20 protein-coding genes are annotated in these 20,327 nt (G+C 36.4%); 6 read left to right on the forward strand and 14 right to left on the reverse strand.

Annotated features, from left to right (window positions below; all coding sequences use genetic code 11):
- Positions 1–148 precede the first annotated feature (148 nt).
- Positions 149–472, forward strand: a complete 324-nt coding sequence (locus BW724_RS16410; protein WP_088076255.1) for a PepSY domain-containing protein — start codon at positions 149–151, stop codon at positions 470–472.
- Between the two features lie 685 nt (positions 473–1,157).
- Positions 1,158–3,569, forward strand: coding sequence for a S8 family serine peptidase (locus BW724_RS16415; protein WP_088077990.1), 2,412 nt, complete (start codon positions 1,158–1,160; stop codon positions 3,567–3,569).
- Between the two features lie 66 nt (positions 3,570–3,635).
- Here the strand turns inward: BW724_RS16415 and BW724_RS16420 are convergent, their stop codons facing one another.
- Together BW724_RS16420 and trmB are read right to left on the reverse strand one after the other, a co-directional pair.
- Positions 3,636–4,454: a YtnP family quorum-quenching lactonase gene (locus BW724_RS16420; RefSeq protein ID WP_088077992.1), complete on the reverse strand. Its 819-nt coding sequence runs from the start codon at positions 4,452–4,454 to the stop codon at positions 3,636–3,638.
- A gap of 79 nt (positions 4,455–4,533) precedes the next feature.
- The gene (trmB, locus tag BW724_RS16425) at positions 4,534–5,169 is read right to left on the reverse strand and encodes a tRNA (guanosine(46)-N7)-methyltransferase TrmB (protein ID WP_088076256.1); all 636 of its coding nucleotides are present in this window, start codon (positions 5,167–5,169) and stop codon (positions 4,534–4,536) included.
- A 171-nt stretch (positions 5,170–5,340) separates the two neighbouring features.
- Here trmB and BW724_RS16430 point away from each other — a divergent pair, with 171 nt between their 5' ends.
- Together BW724_RS16430 and BW724_RS16435 are read left to right on the forward strand one after the other, a co-directional pair.
- Positions 5,341–5,664: a YtzH-like family protein gene (locus BW724_RS16430; RefSeq protein WP_088076257.1), complete on the forward strand. Its 324-nt coding sequence runs from the start codon at positions 5,341–5,343 to the stop codon at positions 5,662–5,664.
- Between the two features lie 67 nt (positions 5,665–5,731).
- Positions 5,732–6,016, forward strand: coding sequence for a YtzH-like family protein (locus BW724_RS16435; RefSeq protein ID WP_176371439.1), 285 nt, complete (start codon positions 5,732–5,734; stop codon positions 6,014–6,016).
- 69 nt (positions 6,017–6,085) lie between these two features.
- Here the strand turns inward: BW724_RS16435 and BW724_RS16440 are convergent, their stop codons facing one another.
- The 3 genes from BW724_RS16440 to thpR form a co-directional block, all read right to left on the reverse strand.
- Entirely contained in the window at positions 6,086–6,868 is a 783-nt protein-coding gene (locus BW724_RS16440; RefSeq protein WP_246596114.1) for a phosphotransferase family protein, read from the reverse strand.
- A 201-nt stretch (positions 6,869–7,069) separates the two neighbouring features.
- Entirely contained in the window at positions 7,070–8,053 is a 984-nt protein-coding gene (locus BW724_RS16445; protein WP_088076260.1) for a nuclease-related domain-containing protein, read from the reverse strand.
- An 8-nt stretch (positions 8,054–8,061) separates the two neighbouring features.
- Positions 8,062–8,610: an RNA 2',3'-cyclic phosphodiesterase gene (gene thpR, locus BW724_RS16450; RefSeq protein WP_088076261.1), complete on the reverse strand. Its 549-nt coding sequence runs from the start codon at positions 8,608–8,610 to the stop codon at positions 8,062–8,064.
- A 126-nt stretch (positions 8,611–8,736) separates the two neighbouring features.
- Here thpR and cysK point away from each other — a divergent pair, with 126 nt between their 5' ends.
- Complete coding sequence (gene cysK / locus BW724_RS16455) at positions 8,737–9,675, forward strand: cysteine synthase A (protein ID WP_088076262.1); 939 nt, start codon at positions 8,737–8,739, stop codon at positions 9,673–9,675.
- Positions 9,676–9,796: 121 nt separating this feature from the next.
- Here the strand turns inward: cysK and BW724_RS16460 are convergent, their stop codons facing one another.
- The 5 genes from BW724_RS16460 to pepV all read right to left on the reverse strand — a co-directional run bounded on the left by BW724_RS16460 (position 9,797) and on the right by pepV (position 15,829).
- Positions 9,797–11,005: an MFS transporter gene (locus tag BW724_RS16460; RefSeq protein WP_088076263.1), complete on the reverse strand. Its 1,209-nt coding sequence runs from the start codon at positions 11,003–11,005 to the stop codon at positions 9,797–9,799.
- A gap of 36 nt (positions 11,006–11,041) precedes the next feature.
- Positions 11,042–12,352, reverse strand: coding sequence for a TRAP transporter large permease (locus BW724_RS16465; RefSeq protein WP_088076264.1), 1,311 nt, complete (start codon positions 12,350–12,352; stop codon positions 11,042–11,044).
- 2 nt (positions 12,353–12,354) lie between these two features.
- Complete coding sequence (locus BW724_RS16470; protein ID WP_088076265.1) at positions 12,355–12,846, reverse strand: TRAP transporter small permease; 492 nt, start codon at positions 12,844–12,846, stop codon at positions 12,355–12,357.
- Positions 12,847–12,925: 79 nt separating this feature from the next.
- A complete protein-coding gene (locus BW724_RS16475; RefSeq protein ID WP_088076266.1) occupies positions 12,926–14,089 on the reverse strand; it encodes a TRAP transporter substrate-binding protein in 1,164 nt (387 codons plus the stop codon).
- A gap of 348 nt (positions 14,090–14,437) precedes the next feature.
- Positions 14,438–15,829 (reverse strand): dipeptidase PepV, encoded by a 1,392-nt coding sequence (pepV, locus tag BW724_RS16480; protein WP_088076267.1) that lies wholly within the window; start codon positions 15,827–15,829, stop codon positions 14,438–14,440.
- A 272-nt stretch (positions 15,830–16,101) separates the two neighbouring features.
- Between pepV and BW724_RS16485 the strand changes: the two genes are divergently transcribed.
- Positions 16,102–16,320, forward strand: a complete 219-nt coding sequence (locus BW724_RS16485) for a DeoR family transcriptional regulator (protein WP_176371440.1) — start codon at positions 16,102–16,104, stop codon at positions 16,318–16,320.
- 57 nt (positions 16,321–16,377) lie between these two features.
- Here BW724_RS16485 and BW724_RS16490 read toward each other — a convergent pair whose 3' ends face one another.
- The 4 genes from BW724_RS16490 to ftsW form a co-directional block, all read right to left on the reverse strand.
- Entirely contained in the window at positions 16,378–17,097 is a 720-nt protein-coding gene (locus BW724_RS16490; protein ID WP_088076268.1) for a pseudouridine synthase, read from the reverse strand.
- Positions 17,097–17,762 carry a hypothetical protein gene (locus tag BW724_RS16495; protein ID WP_140354987.1) on the reverse strand — a complete coding sequence of 222 codons (666 nt, stop codon included), beginning with the start codon at positions 17,760–17,762 and terminating at the stop codon, positions 17,097–17,099. The genes BW724_RS16490 and BW724_RS16495 overlap by 1 nt, the downstream gene beginning before the upstream one ends.
- A 128-nt stretch (positions 17,763–17,890) precedes the next feature.
- On the reverse strand, positions 17,891–19,075 hold the full coding sequence (gene rodA, locus BW724_RS16500; RefSeq protein ID WP_088076270.1) for a rod shape-determining protein RodA: 1,185 nt from the start codon (positions 19,073–19,075) through the stop codon (positions 17,891–17,893).
- Positions 19,076–19,101: 26 nt separating this feature from the next.
- Positions 19,102–20,304 (reverse strand): putative lipid II flippase FtsW, encoded by a 1,203-nt coding sequence (ftsW, locus tag BW724_RS16505; protein WP_088077996.1) that lies wholly within the window; start codon positions 20,302–20,304, stop codon positions 19,102–19,104.
- Positions 20,305–20,327: the final 23 nt, after the last annotated feature.

Genomic DNA, 20,327 nt, shown 5'->3' on the forward strand with positions numbered 1-20,327 from the left:
GGCAAAATATATATGTACAATCCATATTTTTTAATTGTGCGCTTGAAATTTGGCTTTTATTTTTATCTCGGCTATACTAAATGCAGAATGATACTTTGTAAAACAGATAAAATAAACATTGAGTTCTATTTGAAAGAAGGTGTATCAAATGGGTTGGAAACGCTTTGCAGTCGGTGTTGGTGCAGGTGTTGCTGTCACCTTACTTGCAAAAAATCAATTAGAGAAAAAACAAGGTCTCCTTTCACCTGAAAAAGCTTTGAAAATGGTGAAGCAAAAAGCTGGACATCTCGGTTCAATTGACGGGTCATGGGTTCATATGATTACAGAGGAATTCGAAAAGGATCAGCTCACGTATCAGGTGTATCGTGGTGGACTCACATGTACTGATGAGAATGGGGTAATGAGTGCATATGAGTTTTTTGTTGATGCAGCTACTGGAACAATACTTAAGTTAGAAAAACAAGAAGATTAAACAAGTAAAGTTCAAGGGCCTAGAAATTTTATTTTTACATCTCCCTCTATGATGAGTGGAGATGTTTTTTATATGTAAAGATTGTATTGAGCAAATTTGGTTTAATAGTATGAATGGAGTTAGTTTCTTTGGACTAATTCTTATTTTTTTTTGTTTTTCTTCCACGAGTTTGATTCCACAAACCCCCAACACAATTTTTATATATTAGAAAAGAGAACAGGCCGAATAATTAATTTGGACTGTTTTTTATATTGCATTATATTTATCCGCCTTAAGTAGACTAGTCACTTTTTCAAAAGAGCTATTCTTAAAAATAATCCTTTAAGTAAGTTATAAAAATAATTATTTTAATACACTAATTATTTTTCTCTTAATCTTTTTATCTGTGAGTTATCGTTAGTTAAAATACACAAAATCAGGACTTATGCCCCAATTAAAGTAGTAACGCACTAAAGAGGAAGAGCCTATATGCCTATTTAGAATATATTTAAGTACGATATTACGACACCCCCTCCTATTTTCCAATAATTTTTTTGATTCTTTTGTATCAAGGATATCTTTCTACACTCGAAGAATTTAATATATTACGAAAAGTAAAACTTTTCATTCAACATAGCAGGAGGTGAATTTTCGAAATATTGTAATATCTATTAAACAAAATGGAGGGATTTGTTTGAAAAATCTAATGAGTAAGTATTTAATTTTGTTTTTAGTAGCAATGTTATTATTCGTAACTGGCTTTTCTACAGCAGGACAAGCTAGTCAAGGGTCTCCTGAACGATTGCCTACAATTAAAGGTGATTACGACTATTCATCTAGTGAACCAGTAACTGTAATCGTAGAATTGAATGAACCTTCTATCATTGAAGCGAAGCATACAGGTAAAGTACAATCCAAAAATAATTTGAATAAAGTTCGAGAAAATGTGATTGAGTCTGTAAAAAAAGCTGCTCCAACCAGCTCTATCAATAATGAGTATGGTTACGTTTTTTCAGGCTTTGCAGTAGAACTACCTCAAAATGAAATTAGAAACTTAGTCGGAATTAGTGGTATAAATGCAATATATCCAAATATTACTTATCAAGCATCAGAATTTGATCCAACGATTATAACAGCAGAAGAGTTTTCTCCAGCTATGATGGATTCAGCTCCTTTTATTGGTTCAGAAGAAGCTTGGGATTTAGGTTTTACTGGAGAAGGAGTAACAGTAGCTGTTATCGATACTGGGGTAGATTATACACACCCGGACCTAGCCCATGCATTTGGAGATTATAAAGGATGGGATTTTGTAGATAACGATAATGATCCACAGGAAACACCAGCGGATGATCCTAGAGGCGATTCAACAAATCATGGTACACATGTTGCTGGAACAATTGCAGCAAATGGTGAGATTAAAGGTGTAGCACCAGATGCGACACTTTTAGGTTATCGTGTTCTAGGACCTGGTGGATCTGGTACAACTGCAAATGTTCTTGCTGGGATTGAACAAGCAGTTTTAGATGGAGCAGATGTAATGAACTTATCTCTTGGAGCAAATGTGAATGACCCTGACTACGCTACTTCATTGGCTCTTGACTGGGCAATGGCAGAAGGTGTTGTAGCCGTTACTTCAAATGGTAATTCAGGTCCTAACCCTTGGACTGTTGGTTCACCTGGTACAAGCCGTGAAGCAATATCAGTTGGTGCAACTCAACTACCTTATAACGTATTTGATGTGGAAATTTCAACTGATGGAGAAGTTGATTATCCATCTGCTGAAGTGATGGGACACCCTAGTGAGGAAGCTTTGTTAGGGCTAAATGACGGAGAATATGAATTTGTTCACGTAGGTCTTGGAAGTTCGGAGGAATTCGATGAAGTTGATGTAGAAGGTAAAATTGCATTGATTGAGCGTGGAGAGTTTGCTTTTGTTGAAAAAGCAACAAATGCAGCTAACGCTGGTGCTGTTGGAGCTATCATCTACAATAATGTAGCAGGTGAACAGCCGAGTGTACCAGGTATGGCAGTTCCAACTATTAAGATTTCCCAACAAGATGGCGAAGCAATGCTAACTGAATTAGAAGCCGGTAATAATACAGTATCCTTTGACATTGAAGATGCTGGTTTAGTTGGAGAAACAGTGGCAGATTTTTCATCTCGCGGACCAGTGCTTGACACATGGATGATCAAGCCTGATGTTTCAGCCCCTGGAGTGAATATTACAAGTACCGTTCCAACACATAATCCAGAAGCACCACATGGATACGCAGCAATGCAGGGAACAAGTATGTCTGCGCCTCATGTAGCAGGTGCCGCTGCATTACTTCTTGAGAAGTATCCGGACTGGAGTGTGGATAACGTAAAGTCTGCATTAATGAATACTGCAGAGTCTATTACTGACCCTAATGGCGATGTCTATCCATTCAACACACAAGGTGCTGGAAGTATTCGAGTGCTAGATGCATTAACGACAGAAACACTAGTTGTACCTGGCTCGTATTCATTTGGAACCTTTGAAAAAGAAAATGGACGTCAAGTAGAGCGACAACATTTTGAGATTCAAAACCTGTCTAGTGAAAGAAAACGTTACTCTATTGATGTTGAATTCTTCGATGGCTCAGAGCATATTCGAGTAAACACAAGTAACAATCTCAATGTCCAACCTGGTAAAACGCAAAAGGTAAATATGAATGTCCAGGTCAATGCAAGTGGTCTTGAGTGGGGCTTCTATGAAGGATTAATTACTTTAACTCACGGTGATGAAGTAATTGAAGTGCCAACGATACTATTTGTTGGTGACCCTAATGAAGATGAGTTTTTAATTCCACATTTAGAGGCTGGTGGATTTCAATTAACTGAAGATGGAGTATTTAATGTTACTCTATTATTAAATAAAGACATTGATTATGCTGAGTTTATGATCTACACGCCTGGTTTAGCCCCAATTGATATACTCGATATATACTCGAATCTACCTGAAGGCGAAGTGAACTTACAAGTAGATGGAAAATGGCTCTTAGATCAACTTCCTGCTGGAGAATATGCACTCGTAACATGGATTGGAGCACAAGGTTCTGAAGAAGGGTATATTTTAGGATACTTCACACTAGATTAAATAACAAAAACTAAATGCTTAGGGATTTCCCCTAAGCATTTTTCTTTATTAGTCTCCGTAATAGGTTTACTTCCTTAATATTGCATCCTGCACTTCTTTTCCACTCTCATCCCATTTTATCGCGCGATACTTATAATCATGATAATAAATAAACCATGCCTCTTCCTTTATTGCAGGTACTAAGTATTTTTCTTTTGCTGAAATAGAAGCCATTGGGTGATCATCATATGCCAGTACCCACAAGCTGTTTTGGTGGGCATGTGTCGGCATGAGATCAGCCATGTGAACAATCTTTTCTCCACCTCGATCAATCATCAAGATAGAATGTCCTGCACTGTGACCACCAGAATGTACTAGCTTCACGCCATTCACTACCTCTACACTTTCTTGGTATGTCTTTACTTGATGCTCAATGGGTTTCCAATTTCCTTCAAAATACGTATTACGTGAGCGGATATTGGGCTGACGAAGTTCCTCCCACTCTGTCTTCTGAACCCAAATTGTCGCATTAGGGAATGTAGGTACTAACTTTTCACCCTCCCATTTTGCCGCTCCAGAAGCATGGTCAAAATGCATGTGTGTCATTAGAATGTGATCAATATCATCTGTAGTTAAGCCAAGTTGTTGCAAGTCTTCTTCCAATGTTGATTCTTCCGTAATACCAAAATTACGTTTTTGCTTCTCGGAAAATTTACCATTGCCGATTCCTGTTTCTACAAGCAGGTTTAATCCATCTACTTGGATAAGAATAGGATCTGTCCGTAACTCAATTTGATTTAGATCATTCACAGGATATTTGCAGGACCATAGGGGCTTAGGTACTACTCCAAACATGGCTCCCCCATCCATGTGCGTAACGCCACCATTTAGCCAAGTAAAAGTCATATCTGCCTTCTTCCACTGTTCTAATGCCACACGCTCTCCCCCATTCACAAAATTTATTTCACTCGGAATGTTGATATAATTAAAGGTGTGCTTCTACACGGTAAATCTTCATTCCCCTTTTATTGTAACGTTCCTCGTACTCCGTCATAATGTTACCTTGTATATCACTTTTGTGTAAATCAAGACAAATATTTTTAAGCTTAAAGCCAAACTGAGATAAACTCTCAAGGGAATATTCAAATAAACCTTGATTATCAGTTTTCATATGAATTTCTCCAGTTTCCTTTAATACTTCTTTATATTGTTTCAAATACCCTTCATGTGTCAATCTGCGTTTTGCATGACGGTTTTTTGGCCAAGGATCAGTAAAATTAATGTATAATCTGTCAATTTCATTAGGTGCGAAGAACTCAGTGAGTTCTGTTACATCTTCCTTAAGCAATCGAACATTTTGTTGAGGGTTTTCTTGGAGCCTCTCTACACCAGTGATAATGACGCTATCATATTTTTCTACACCGATAACATTCCATTCAGGGTGGGCCTCACCTAATCTTGTAACAAATCTTCCTTTTCCAGTCCCTACTTCCACATGGATTGGGTGATTATTTCCGAAAATTTCATTCCATTTCCCACGCCACTTTCTAGGTTCAGGTTCTACAATTTGTGGGTTCTCCACAATTACTCTTTCAGCCCATGGTTTATTTCTTAACCGCATTCTTCCATTCACTCCATTAAATAAATCAATATTTTATTCCTAACCATTCATATCATATAAGATTTTTGTGTGCTTGTAAAAAAGGATTTATGATTAACACATTTAATTTTTGGGAAAAGGGTACAAACCGGTTAAGTAAATAGTGAAAACAATTTACTGGAGGTAGACAACATGGAGAGAACGAAATTAATTAGAACACTGAAAAACCTACTAGCAGAACAGTTCGAGTTAAAGAAAGGGACAAGCATTCATTTTCAGACGATGGACGAAATTTTAAAAGCATTAAGAGTTCAAAACATTAATGAAAATTTTACTGGAACTCTTCAAGAGATACACGCCTATGTGTCAGAAGGTCAGTTCCACCCTAATCCATATGCTCATATCCAACTCCATAAGATGAACATTGAACGCTGGGTTAAGGAATTAGAACTGTTAAGTGTTGGTGGAGGGGCTGTCACGATTGATTATGAACAACGGAAGGGGAGAGAGATTTAAGAATAAATTCTTCCAGGTGTCACATCCTAAACTTATTAGTGAAATAGATATAGAAGGATGTGCTAAAATGAATTACCACCACCAATTAGAGTTACTTGTAGATATCCTCGAAAATCAAACTGACGAAAACTATGGTACACACGATGAATATGAACAGGTGGAGAGGTTGGTGAATTCTCTACTCCAAAACAATGCAGTACCACAGGACATTAAGTCTGCATTAATGGATGTGGGACAATTTGCAAGCCAGCATGACCATGAGGGACAGAGAGGGAATTTCTCTAAACAAGAACTCAATCAATACGTTCAAAAGATTCAGTCTATAGAAAATGGATATAACACACAAATGTAAAAAGATAAGTGGAACGCAAAAAGGGGCATGATTAGCGTAAATGCCTTTCATGTCCCCTACATTACATGCTTAAGAGTGAAGCTCCGTATCACGTAATACATTACATAACAGAACTTCCCATTTTTCACTATCGATTGATTCACTTTTTTGTTTAGACCATAACAGAGTATCAATACACTGTGCAATCATATACCATCTCATACGATTCTTTAACCCTTGTGTTAAGGTTAACCCATATTCACTTAGCCATCTATCCCATTCGTTCCTAGGTACATATAGGTATAACAGGGGCGCTAAATCAAGAGCAGGATCTGCCACAATAGCACCATCCCAATCTATGAGATAAAGGCTGTCATCACCAGACAAAATCCAATTATTATGGTTTACATCTGAATGGCATACGACATGGTCCATTTGATCAATTTCAATCACATTTTTCTCAAGCCAGTTTAAGCTTGAGTGGACGAGATCATTATTTAGATTACATTTAAGAGCTTTATCTTTTAAGGTTTTAAAGAACTCAGTCGGTAGAAGAGAATGATTACCCATACGCTTAAACATGTATAACAATTCCTTCGAGCGATGAATTTTTGATAGTAATCTTGCAACGCGATCTTCTTTCATTTCAGGAGATTTTAATTCCCTACTGTTCACCCAGCGTTGCGCTGTGATAACATCTCCATTTTCTAACCGTTTTGTCCACAATAGCTTAGGAACAATTCCCTCTGCTGACAAAACTGCTAAAAAAGGAGAAGAGTTTCTCTTTATGAATATTTTTTGATCGCCTTGCTGAGCAATATATGCTTCACCTGTGGCCCCACCAGCTGGTAGCAATTCCCACTCTTCTCCCATGAAGTGTATCAATTATTTCACCCTCTATTTCACTACAATTTATTGATCATTACATTCATCCGAATTTCAAGCCTTTTTTCATTGTAAAAAAGAATCTACTATTATTCAACTTTAAGTTTATAGCCACTACAAGAAAATGATGGTAAATTTTCAAATATCTATATAATTATACCACTTTTTTAAACACTTAAATTTATTTAATTATTTATCTTTTTCTATAATCTCATCTTCTGCCTGTAAAAAATCAGTTCGCTCCCTCGCAATAGTTAAGCAATTAGACAAAATAGCATCCGCGATTTTCATTTGGTGTAGCTTTAATGGCGCTACATTTCTACTGAGTTTTTCCTTCCACTCTCTATAACTTCGCTTATCTATTAATGTAATTCTTTGCGAAGAGGAGTTATCAATGTAGGCATCTTTCGCCAAAATGACAGTTTTAATCGGAATTGATAGATCCATTTCAGTTAAAAGGGGTTCAATTACTGTTCTCATCCGTTTTAATGAAATAATTGGGTGGAGTATCTTTTCCTTCTTATCTCCTTTACTACATGTCCAAAAACGGTCTGCCCCTGGTTGATAAATGGTCTGTTCATTACCAGGAAGAGCCCGCACTAACCATAATTCAGATGGTGTTAAAATCATAATATCAAGATCTATGGAAGTCTTTTTATGGACAAACACTGGTTCATAGAAAACAAAAAACGTATCAGGCAATTCCATTAATAACGTAAAAAGAAGTTGATCATACTGATATTTTCTTTTTACATTAGATATTTCAGATATGGTTGAGCTAGCCCAATTCATTTGAAAAGAAAATAATTCTTCCCTAAAGCTAGCTTTTAAATGATCTAATGAAGGAGAAATTGGCAATTGATTATTTAAAAACAAATCTTCTTCTTCTGTTTGTGTCTCTAGTTGAGATTCTTTCTGCTTGAAAGGCCAGAAGTTTCTCCAACTCTTTTTCACTACTTCTTCTTCAGGTTTTGAAGAAAAAAATCTCCTTTTACCTTGCTTATTTAACTCCCAAGAATGAACGAGTCGCTGCCACCTTTCCTTTTTTAACCGGACATAACGACTTGGATATTTATATATATCCATTTCATAACGGGATATATAATCTGATAATTTTACTAATTGAGCGATGTACATCTCCCCCATTTCAACAAGAGGCCAATCTCTTTCCAATATCCATTTTACCTTGAAAATGGAATTATGGAAACAGACTTATACATAGGTTTTTTTCCTGGGTTTATTTCAAAGAGTGTCAATTCCAGTACAGGCCAATTTTTTTCTACTAATTTATATTGTCGAAAGTCAATAGGCGCTTGGCTTTTATAATTTTTAGCAAGAGTAATGTGTGGGCGAAAAGGTCGCTTTTCGACTGGGAAATTCAGCTTTTCCGCTTGTTCAGAAACATTATTTTTTAACTCAGTTAACCCCTTGCTTTCCTCCACCCCAAACCAGAGTACTCTAGGACTTTTCTCAGCTCCAAAATATCCGATCCTTGATAAAGTTAATTCAAATGCATCATTTGAAACGTTTGATTTCAAATTAGCCCATAGTTGATCTACTTTCTGTTTATCCCACCCTCCTAAAAATAACAGAGTAATATGAAAATCATCTGGATAAGTCACTTTCTTGTAATACTTGTTTACATTTAATTCTTCTTGTACACCCTTTAAGATTGGTTGAATATGTTTCGGTATTTTTAACCCGATAAAATGATGTCTTTGTTCCGTCATTAATTGCACCTACTTACTTTTTTCTCTTAATAAGAGTATGATACAATAGTAAAAACAATTATTCCGATTTTATTAATCAGCATTCAATTAATTAAACTTATGTATAAATAGAAAGGTCGTGAACAAATGCGTGTTGTAAATAATATGGCAGAACTAATTGGGGACACTCCCCTTGTAAAACTTCAGAAAACTGCGGACCCAAAAGGCGCTTCTGTCTATCTTAAGCTAGAGTTTATGAATCCTAGTGGTAGTGTAAAAGACCGTGCTGCATATAATATGATCGTACAAGCAGAAAAGGACGGCTTGTTGAATCAAGACTCTGTTATTATTGAACCAACCAGTGGAAATACAGGAATTGGTTTAGCTATGAATGCAGCTGCCAAAGGATACCGTTCTATTCTGATCATGCCAGATACTATGTCAAACGAAAGAATAAATTTACTTAAAGCCTACGGTGCTGAAGTCGTTCTTACTCCAGGAGACAAAAAGATGCCCGGTGCCATTGAAAAAGCGCACGAATTAGTAAAGAAAATCCCTAACAGCTTTATGCCTATGCAATTTGAAAATGCAGCTAACCCAGACGCACATAGATATACTACAGCCAGTGAAATTGTAGAAGCGATGGAACAGCTAAAGAAGCCATTATCAGCGTTTGTAGCTGCCTCTGGTACAGGTGGAACAATTACAGGAACAGCGGAAGAGTTACAAAAAGCTTATCCAAATATGACTACCCATGTTGTTGAACCAAAAGGATCACCGGTCCTCTCAGGTGGCAAGCCTGGTCCACATAAACTTGTAGGTACTAGCCCTGGTTTTATACCCCCTATCCTTAATCAGGATGTATACGGTGAAATATTCTGCATCTCCGATGAGGATGCTTATGAAGTAACTAGACAGCTTTCTAGAAATGAAGGAATCCTTGTTGGTCCATCATCTGGGGCTGCTTGCTATGCTGCACTCCAAGTTGCAAAGCGCCTTACACCTGAAGATGTGGTTGTAGCTATCGCTTGTGATACTGGAGAGCGTTACTTGTCTACAGACCTATTTGATTTTGATCAAGAGTAGATATAAAATGGAAAAGCGTAAGCGCCTAAGGCTTCCACAATCATATTTTGTGGAAGCCTATTTTGGTTATGCAAACTGACCTTATTTGTCTCAATAAATACAAATTAGAATACGGTTTTCATTAAGATGGAGAATCATGATTTGCCTTCATCTCATGGGAGCGATTCTCTAGAGATACTGAAACAACTAGAACAATGAGAAATAGGACCATGAATAAAGCAGAAACTTGATACATATGCACATAACCAATACTAGAAGCGATTGCACCTAAGATGACCGCACCTGTTACAACACCTAAATCTAACGAATTAAAAAACATGCCATTGGCAAGTCCTCGTTCCTCTTTAGATACCTTATTTATCATCCACGCTTGAATGGTTGGCTGAAGAATTCCGTAACCAATTCCATACACAAACGCAGTTAAGACTACAAAGATACTATTTGTTGAAAAAGATAAAAGAATTAAACCAATGAACATGAAAATAGCACCAGGTATAAGCACAGCGAGGGGCCCTTTTTTATCGAAAAACCTCCCAGCAAATGGGCGCACGAGTAATACCGCTAATGAAGAAAATAGAAAAAAACTACTTACACCACGAAGATTTTGTTCCTGTCCGAATAACACAATGAAACTAACTAACCCACTATATGTGGAATACATGAGAACATTCAAGATTGCTGGCACTAAAAGGTTGCGTGAAATAAAACGTTTCTTCTTTTTAACTGTTTCCTCCACTTCAATTTTATCTATGATATCAATGGGGGTACGAGGCATTATTTTATATATGAGAGGGAAAACAACAACAAGTATGATGGAAGCAACTAGTATTAATATCTTAATACTATATGTATCTAGTAAAAATAAACCAAACACAGGTCCTAGCATTAATGCTAATGTATTAGAAAAGCCAAAGTACCCCATTCCTTCTCCCATCCTCTTATGGGGAATAAGATTGGAAGCCATCGTAGGTAACGTGGTACTAGCTATCCCAAAACCAAGACCATGTAGCATTCTTATTAAAAGAATTGTAACAACAAAATAACTCCAATAGATACCAACCGTTGCTATGAATGCAATACACAAACCTACAAATAAAAGCTTACCTATTTTGTGCATTTGCGAAGGTCTACCTGTATATATTCTGGCCAATATGGCAGAGAATGCAAAAAGACTCGTAACAACACCTATTGTTGTATCGGTACTTTGAAAGTTTTCCCTTAAGTACACTGGTGTTGTCACTAAGAGCATTTGCATATTGAGGAACAAAAGGAAACAACTAATCGTAATGATAATAAAACCCTTCGACCACAATTTTTCCTTATTTGTCATTTGTTCACCTTCAAACAAAAGATATTCATTACCTAATTAATTACCAATTAAGTCTGGTAAAAATGTTGCGATCTCTGGTACTGCAAGCATAAGAAGCGTAACTATGATGATCACAAATAAAAATGGCCAAATTCCTCTAAATATCTGTTCTACCTTCACATCTTTCACAACACCTTTAATGATATAAACATTTACTCCTACTGGTGGAGTAATAACACCCATCGCTGCCACTAGGACCATAATAACCCCAAACCAAATTGGATCGTACCCTAACGTGCCCACTACCACTGGATAAAAAATTGGAATCGATAATAATATTAACGCTAAAGCATCCATGAAAAACCCTAAAATGAGGTATATCAACAAAATTAATGCCATCGTAACAACTGGTGGAAATATTAAGCTCTCAACCCAACCACCAAGTTCAAATGGAATTCGACTAAGTGTAATCAAGCGTCCAAATACTACTGCTGATCCAATTAGTAGCATAATCATAGCTGTTGTTCGAAGAGTTTCGAATAGTGATTTTTTCAACCCTTGCCAACTTAACTTCCTAGTGATAAGTGTAAGTAATAAAACGCCTCCTGCACCAACAGCACCTGCTTCTGTCGGTGTAAACCAACCAGTAAATAATCCACCCATAGATAACGCAAAAATTACTGCCACTTCCCATAGCCCACCTCGGAGAGAAAGGAACCTTTCTTTCCATGTTGACTTTTCTCCTCGTGGTGCAAGGTGTGGATTTCTCAAAGCAAGTATATAAATCAATATCATAAAGGATATCATTAAGATTATACCTGGGATAATACCTGCTAAAAATAATCTTCCAATCGATTGTTCTGCTGCTATTCCATATATAATGAAAAGAGTACTCGGTGGAATTAGAACGCCTAGAATACCACCAGCTGCTACACTAGCCGTTGACAGTGAATCATTATATTTATGCTTCCTCATTTCTGGTACAGCGATCGATCCAATAGTTGCAGCAGTTGCCGTGTTTGAGCCAGATATTGCTCCAAACAACCCAGCTGCTCCCTGAGAAGCCATAGCTAATCCACCAGGTAAATGACCTACTGCCTTATAAGCAAAATCAAACACTTTAGCTCCAATGCCAGCATTTAATGCTAAAAATCCCATCCATACAAACATCGGAATAGCACTTAGTGTATATGTGGAAAAGTTAGAATAAATTTCTGTTGCTACTATTCTTAGGGCAACAGATGGTGAATTTAAAATAAAAATTCCAATAATTCCTGCAAATAACATGGAGTAAGCAACTGGCGTGCGTAATATTAAGAATATAAAGAAGATAAGGATCCCTAAAACCCCGATCATAACAGGTGACATAACTATTCTCCCCCCTCTTTATCAAATAATGACAATATTTTTCCTATAACCACCAATGCAAGAACACCAAACCCAGCAGCTAATATGAGAACAAATGGATAGTGCGGTAAAGCAATGGTTAGGGAAACTTCACCATATGCTCTCATATCATTTGCATACAATATGATATTCCATGTGATTAAAAACAAAAAAATAGCAGAAATAATACCTATTATAGTGTCAATTATCTTTTGTACTCTTTTAGACAATCGGTCCATAAAAATACTAATGGAAATATGTCCATCTTTAACAGCACAATAAGCAATAGAAAGAGATATTATTACTGGAGTCAGAAATAGGATTAAATCGTGTGTACCTTGGATTGGCATATTAAATAATCTTCTTGAGAGGACATTTGCAATGACCAACATTGCAGTTAGAAATAGTATGATAGCAGCGATATTTTCCATCGTTTTACTGGCTTTTGTAACAATCTTTACATATCCTTTTATCATTTAAACGTCCCCTTTTTAACAAATTACATCGCATCATTCTTAGTGAATAGATGCGATGCATGTCTAAAAAATATTACTTTTATTCACCAAGTTCCTCATTATATTTCTTTGTCAGTTCAACTAGTTGATTCATTATATCTTCTCCATCGAGTCCTGCATCATTTAGTTCCTCAATACGTAGGTCTATCATATCTACTAATCTGTCAAGCCAACGAGCTTCTTCCTCTTCTGTTAAGAAAATTTCTTCCACTCCATGCTCATCAATTGCATACTGTAAGCTATCTTCAACCTCCCTAGTAAATACTTCGATGGAATGTTCAAATGCTTGTTCATTCACTTCACGTATTGCTTCTTGGATATGTGAAGGGAATGAATCCCAAACATCTTTATTCATCGTTACATAATTAATAGTTGTATAAATTAAACTAGAGTGAGTTACGTAATTCGTTACCTCTGCTAAATTAAATGATCTTAATGTATCAGCTGGTAGTAAACTTCCATCTACAATTCCTCTAGACATACTCTCATAAGCCTCTGTTACAGGCATTGCTACAGGCGTTGCACCTAGAGCTTCTAATGTAGCAACATTCGTACCACTTGCTCGAATCTGCATTCCTTCTAAATCTTCTAAACTTCTAACAGGTTCTGAAGTCATTAATAATCCAGGGGCAATTCCATAAATAAACATAATCTCAGTATCTTGTAACTCTTCAGGATTTAATTGTTCAACTACATCTTTTGCAACATGACTAGAAACTGCTGAGTTCCTATACTCTAGACCTCCAGAGTATAAAGAGTTCAATACTGGTAATCTACCTGGGTTATATCCAGAAACATCATGCCCGATATCCGCAAGTCCTGATTCAACACCTGGATAAATATCACCACTACCCAGTAGGGAACCTCCAGGATACATCTCTATTGTAACTAAACCATCAGTAGCCTCTTCGATCGCTGCTGCCCATTCAGGAAAAATTTCTCGCTGAATTGGGTGAGGTGCTGGAGCAAAGTCGGCTAAACTAAGGGTAACTGGATCCATCGTTTCAGCTTCAGATTCAGAATCAGAATCAGATTCACCTTCTTCCTCTTCTGATGGTTCATTTGTTTCTTCTGTTACATCATTTTCATCAGTATTAGTAGTACTCGCTTCCTCACTACCTTCATCTCCTCCACAAGCTACCATTACAGCCGTAAATAAGATACTAATAATGATTAATAAGAAAGATCTCTTTAATACGTTCATTTTTTGGCCTCCCTTTCGTCATTCAAATGTAATTTTTTTAAAGAATCTAATAAACTTAAAATGCCGACACACTAGAGTTGTTCTTCACTCCCCCTTCTACTACAACCAGATTGAATGTAAACGCTTTCTAAAACAGGTTGTAAAAAGTCAGAAAATTTTCATTAATTAAACTACTGTTTGTTGGTTTTAATTATATACAAAATTAAATACTAGCAATACCTTCATGAAGAAGGAATCAATAGAAAATTTTTCGTACAGTATGTAGGGACAAAAAAACCGTTAAGCAGCATGCTTTAACGGTCCTTTTTCCCTATACGTTAAAATTTTTGAATTTGACAACACAAGAGCTTATTTTTTCGCAAGCTCATATATTGCCTGTGCATAGATTGAGGTTGCTTTTTTCAAATTATCAATAGAAATATATTCATCTGATTGATGTGCTACATCTAATTGCCCGGGAAACATTGGTCCAAAGGCAACTCCAGCTTCCAACGATCTTGCATACGTTCCCCCACCAATTGCTAATGTTTCAGCTTTCTCTCCTGTCTGTTCCTCGTATACTTTTGCCAATGTTTTAACAAGGGGATGATCCTCAGAAACTGCATGGGGCTTTTCATGTGTAATTATATGGGTTGTAAAATGTCTATTCTCCATTGAATTCTTCAATTTTTCATAAATAGAAGGGTAATTGGCTCCATCTGGGTATCTTAAATTAACACCAATTTTTCCTTCTCCACCTTTTTTACAATTTAAAACACCTAGGTTTAATGTTACGTCCCCTTTCATGTCATCTTTATAATCAATCCCAATTTTTTTCCCACGGGAATCTAGAAAAAATAAATCACTTAAAGTTTTAAAATAATCAACTTCGTTTCCTTGAAGCGGGAGAGTGGAGATAAAGTTTGCTAAATATAAACCACTATTAATCCCCTTATCTGGCTCCATGCCGTGTGCTGATTTCCCAGAAACTTCTAAAGTAATTTTGTCGTTTTCTACATGAAACTCTCCTGACACACTGTGCTCACTTAAAAAATGCAGAAACCTATCCCTAATATCATTTATATCTATACCACTTAATGTCGCACTTGCCTTCTCAGGTACCATATTGAGCCTCTCGCCTGCATGAAATGACTCGACAATTCCCCCATCAGCTGATATGTAGGTGGAGAATTCAAGATCACAAATCCCCTTTTCAGCATTAATAATTGGAAAATCAGCATCTGGTGCAAAACCTACATTTGGCATCTCCTCATGCTCAAAATAATGCTTAACACAACGCCACTCGCTTTCCTCATCAGTACCAATAATGAGCCTCACTCTTTTTCCTAATTGTAAATGTTGATCTTTTATTATTTTCATTGCATAGTAAGCAGCCATCGTTGGCCCCTTATCATCGATAGCACCCCTTGCAAAAATCTTACCCTCCCTAATTTTTGCAGAATAAGGAGGGGTCGTCCATCCTCCCCCTGCTGGTACCACATCCACATGACAAAGAATCCCCACTATTTCTGATCCTTCCCCCATTTCAATATGAGCTCCGTATCCATCAACATCTTTTATGGTAAACCCATCATTAGCCGCCTTCTCTAGGATCCAGTCATAAGCTTCTCGTATACCTTCTCCGAACGGCGCCCCTTCTTTTACAGTACTAGTATCTAAAACACTTTTTATTTGTAAAAAAGCTTGTGTATCCTCTATTAACTTTTGTTGTATATTTTCTACTTGCTCCTGCCAATTCATAATAACACCTTCCTCTTTAACAATATTTTAATATTAAAATAATATATTGCATTCATATTTTTTTAAAGTTTACATATTTATTTACTATAACCAGCAAAAAAGATTTAGTAACTGTTAACTCTAGTAACAGACTAAAATATGTTTCTATAGTCTAAGGGTTTATCGTTTTATAACTTTACACATTCACTTTATTACGATAAAATGTCAGAAAGGAGTGAAGATTTAAATCTTACTTGTTTTTGTTGATTGATAACAAATTAAGGAGTGATTTTTTGAAAACTTCAACTGACAGGATGATGACAAGAATCAAATCCATCTATCTTTATATTAAGGAAAGAGGAAGTGTCTCCACCAACGAATTAGTTGAAGAATTCGGAATTACGCAACGCACTGTTCAAAGAGATTTAAATATTCTAAAATATAATGAATTAGTTGAAAGCCCTGTACGAGGGAAGTGGAAATCCACCAACCGCAAATCACATGTTTCTTGATTTTTATCATACATAGAGAGTAAAGCAATCTTCGAACCTCATTCCAAAGAGGTTCTTTTATTTTGTCTCTCCTTCATAAAGTAAATGTAATTCTTCATCTGTTAATTCACGATATGTTCCTGGTTCCAAAGAAGGGTCTAATAAAAGTGAGCCAATTCGTTCACGTTTCAGGGCCACTACCTTCCTCCCCCTAGCCTTAAACATTCTTTTTACTTGATGAAATTTGCCTTCTGTAATTGTTAATAAAATAACTGTTTTAGATTCCTCATTTGGATACGATAATTTTGCAGGTTTTGTTACATAACCATCGTCTAATTCTACTCCCTCTTTTAGTGCTTCTTCATCGGCCACGGTCAGTGGAGCATCAATATGTACACGATATCGTTTATCAACTTTTTTCTTAGGAGAAGTTAGCTGGTGAGTTAGTTTCCCATCATTTGTAAGTAGCATTAATCCTGTTGTATCTTTATCTAGTCTCCCAACAGGAAATGGTTCAAAAAGTGCATCTTCTGGCTCTAATAAATCAACCACAGTCCTTTCATTGTTGTCTTCTGTTGCCGATATCACTCCTTTCGGTTTATTCATCATGATATAAATATAATCCCTATACTCTATTAGTTCTCCAAATATCTCTATTTCATCATCTTCCGTATTCACGTGAACTTTGCCGTCCTTTACTACTTCTTTGTTTACATTCAATGCTCCGCTCTTTAATAACTTTTTCACTTCTTTTCTCGAACCGTAACCCATGTTTGCTAATAATTTATCTACCCTCATTAATTTTGCCTCCGTTCTGCAACTATCTGTTTACCAAAGGTCCCTAAATTCCCATCTAAATAAGCATTTATTACTCCAGGGACAATTTGTCTCACAGCTTGATCAATCATTTTTTCGTTAAAGCCTTTTCCTTTCATTTCTCTTTTAAACTCTTCAGCGAGCGTAATTGCCATTCGAGTGGCTTCTCGATTCATATACAAAACATCAGATTCATTCGCGTTAATGATTTCTATATTTCCTTTAAACAAAGTCTCTATGTTCTTAATATAGCTTTTATATTCCTCTGGGACTGCCGCCAGTCCTTGCCTATCCTTTTTTAATTGTTCTCCTTGCGTAATAAATTTTACAGGGACAACTGTCTGGGAGTTCAATACAAGTTCACGGATATCGGAAGCCATTAATTTCGTAGCTGCTAAGTAAAACACAGTCTCCTTTGAAAAGTAAGTTTTATATTTTTCTATAAAAGGTTTAACCCCATCTGCTGGGAGTAAGAGCCAAACTTCCTTTTCATACTTAAAATTTTCTGGAGCAATCCAACTGATATTACTATTATCTATTATTTTCTCCAAAACCTTTTCTTTTGAACGGGAAAAAACATGAATTTTTTCATTATGTACTTGTTCAACTAGTGCTTGTGCCAACGATCCATATCCTATAAATAACACCAAATCCCCTCCCCTATTTAAATACTGAACCGAAAATACCACACCACGTAAACCCATGATATATTACACCATAAAAAAGGTGCTAAAAAGTCATCTTCACTTTTTAAACACCTCTTTTCTTTATATATTTAATCCTCTTCTCCAAACATATAATGCTTAGTCCGTATGTTTACATTTAATACAATCCCTATCGCTAACATATTTGTAATCAATGCACTTCCACCATAGCTTATAAAAGGTAGGGCAAGCCCAGTGATTGGCATTAGACCAATCGTCATTCCTATGTTTTGGAATATCTGAAAGACAAGTAATCCAATAACCCCTGCAACTAGGTAAGTACCAAAGGTGTTATTGCAGTTAAAAGCAATAATAACCATACGGTATAATAACAAGAAGTAGACTACAAGGAGCACCGTTGCACCAACAAATCCAAACTCTTCTCCTATAACAGTAAAAATAAAGTCTGTATGCAACTCGGGGATAATTCCACTTTGAGATTTAACCCCTTGGAAAAGACCACTTCCGTATAATTGTCCAGCTCCAATACCTTGAATAGCCTGATATAGTTGAAAGCCAGTATCTTCAATATTCGCCTGTGGATCTAGCCATGCATAAATTCGATTTAGCTGATGATTCTTTATAATTTTATTAAATATCTCAAAATGATGATTATGAAGCCAGACTAAAGCGCCAATTACCATGATAACTAAGGAAAATAACAGTCCGATCATTCTGTAGGCAACACCTGACATAATAATCATACTAAACATTATAGCCCCAATAACTAATGCAGTACCTAAATCAGGCTGTATTAGGATAAAGATAAACGGTGGCAAGCCTACACCTGCTATTTGCCCTACCACAATTGCATCGGATTTAAAGGACTTTTCCCTAGGCTTTTTCGTAATATTGTACAAGAGATGTGCTAAAGTAATAATCACAAATATTTTTACAAACTCTGAAGGTTGAAACCGAATTGGGCCTACTTCTATCCACCGTTGTGCTCCACCTGCTGCAGCGCCTAAAGGGGTGAATTCAACGATAAAAAGTAAAATCATCCCTAAAATATAGAGCGGTATAGAGAAGTTTTTAAATAAATCATAATCAATGCTCATGGCACCCATCATTAAGATCGTACCTATTGCAAACCAGATGACTTGACGTTGCACAAAATAGAGGGGATCTAATCCCCATCTGTCGGTCAATGGCCCGCTACTGCTATATACAGCTAATAAGCTAATACACATGAGCACAAACAAGAGAAATAATAGCGTAAAATCTAATTGTTGAAAGGACGTTTTCCGCTCTTGCATCTATTTTCACCTACTAATCATTCCATTTAGCGTACAGGACGAAGCTTGCCCCTGCCTGTACTTTCTTTCGTTGCTGCCACTTCATCCTTAACAACAACTTCTTCCTCACGATTTTCTCTACTGTCACGTTCATTCTTACGCGAAACATTTACTAATATTCCCATTGATATTATAGTAACCAAAAGAGATGAGCCTCCATAACTAATAAATGGGAAAGGAATACCTGTAATTGGGAGTAATCCACTTACAGCACCTGCATTAAAGAAAACCTGTACACTCAATTGAAAAACAATTCCATAAGCTAATAGACTACCGAAGGCATCTTTACAGCGAGATCCAATAATAATACCTCTAATAATAATGATAAACATACATGTAAAAACGAAGCCCAAACCTAAAAGCCCAAGTTCTTCACTAACAATTGCTAATATAAAATCTGTATGTGCTTCTGGAAGATAAAATAATTTTTGAACACTTTGTCCTAAACCTGCACCTGTTAAACCGCCATGGGCGATTGCTATATAGGATTGTACTAACTGAAGCCCTTCAGAAGCCTCTAACTCAAATGGGGTTCGATAACCTATAAGCCGATTTAACCGGTATGTTTCCGATTGGGCATAGTAATAGATCGCCCAAGCAGCTAAACTCCCTAAAGATATTAAATGAATTTTTTTTGCCCCTGAACAAAAAGCAATTAATCCAGCCACAATAACAATGGAGGTCGCCGTACCTAGGTCTGGCTGCATCATTATTAAGAGAAAAAAGCCAATAATGACGACTAACGGTGGGAGTACACCAGAAAAAAATTTATCAATAAACGCTTGTTTTCGAGAGTAAACATAAGCTAAGTATATAATAGACCCAAGTTTTACGAATTCAGAAGGTTGAATTTGAAATCCAAATAAAACGATCCATCGCTCCGCCCCATTAACACTGTGTCCTACTCCTGGCACCTTTACTAATATGAGGGCAACAGCGGAAAAGAAAACAATCCAAAAGGATAATTTCCGATAATGCCTGTAAGGAAAAAACATGAAAAAGGTAAAAAATACAGTTGATATGATAATCCACATTAACTGACGTTGAAAAAAATAAGCAATATTATCAAATTTTTCATATCCTTGAACAAAGCTGGCACTATAAATCATAATAAGTCCAAATAAAACAATCAATGTAACCGTAGTAACTAAAATCCAATCTATATATATCCCTTTTTTTGACTCATCCAAAGATACTTCACCACCGATTCTAT

Source organism: Litchfieldia alkalitelluris, from assembly GCF_002153425.1.
In the GTDB taxonomy this organism is placed as follows: Bacteria; Bacillota; Bacilli; order Bacillales; family Salisediminibacteriaceae; genus Evansella; species Evansella alkalicola.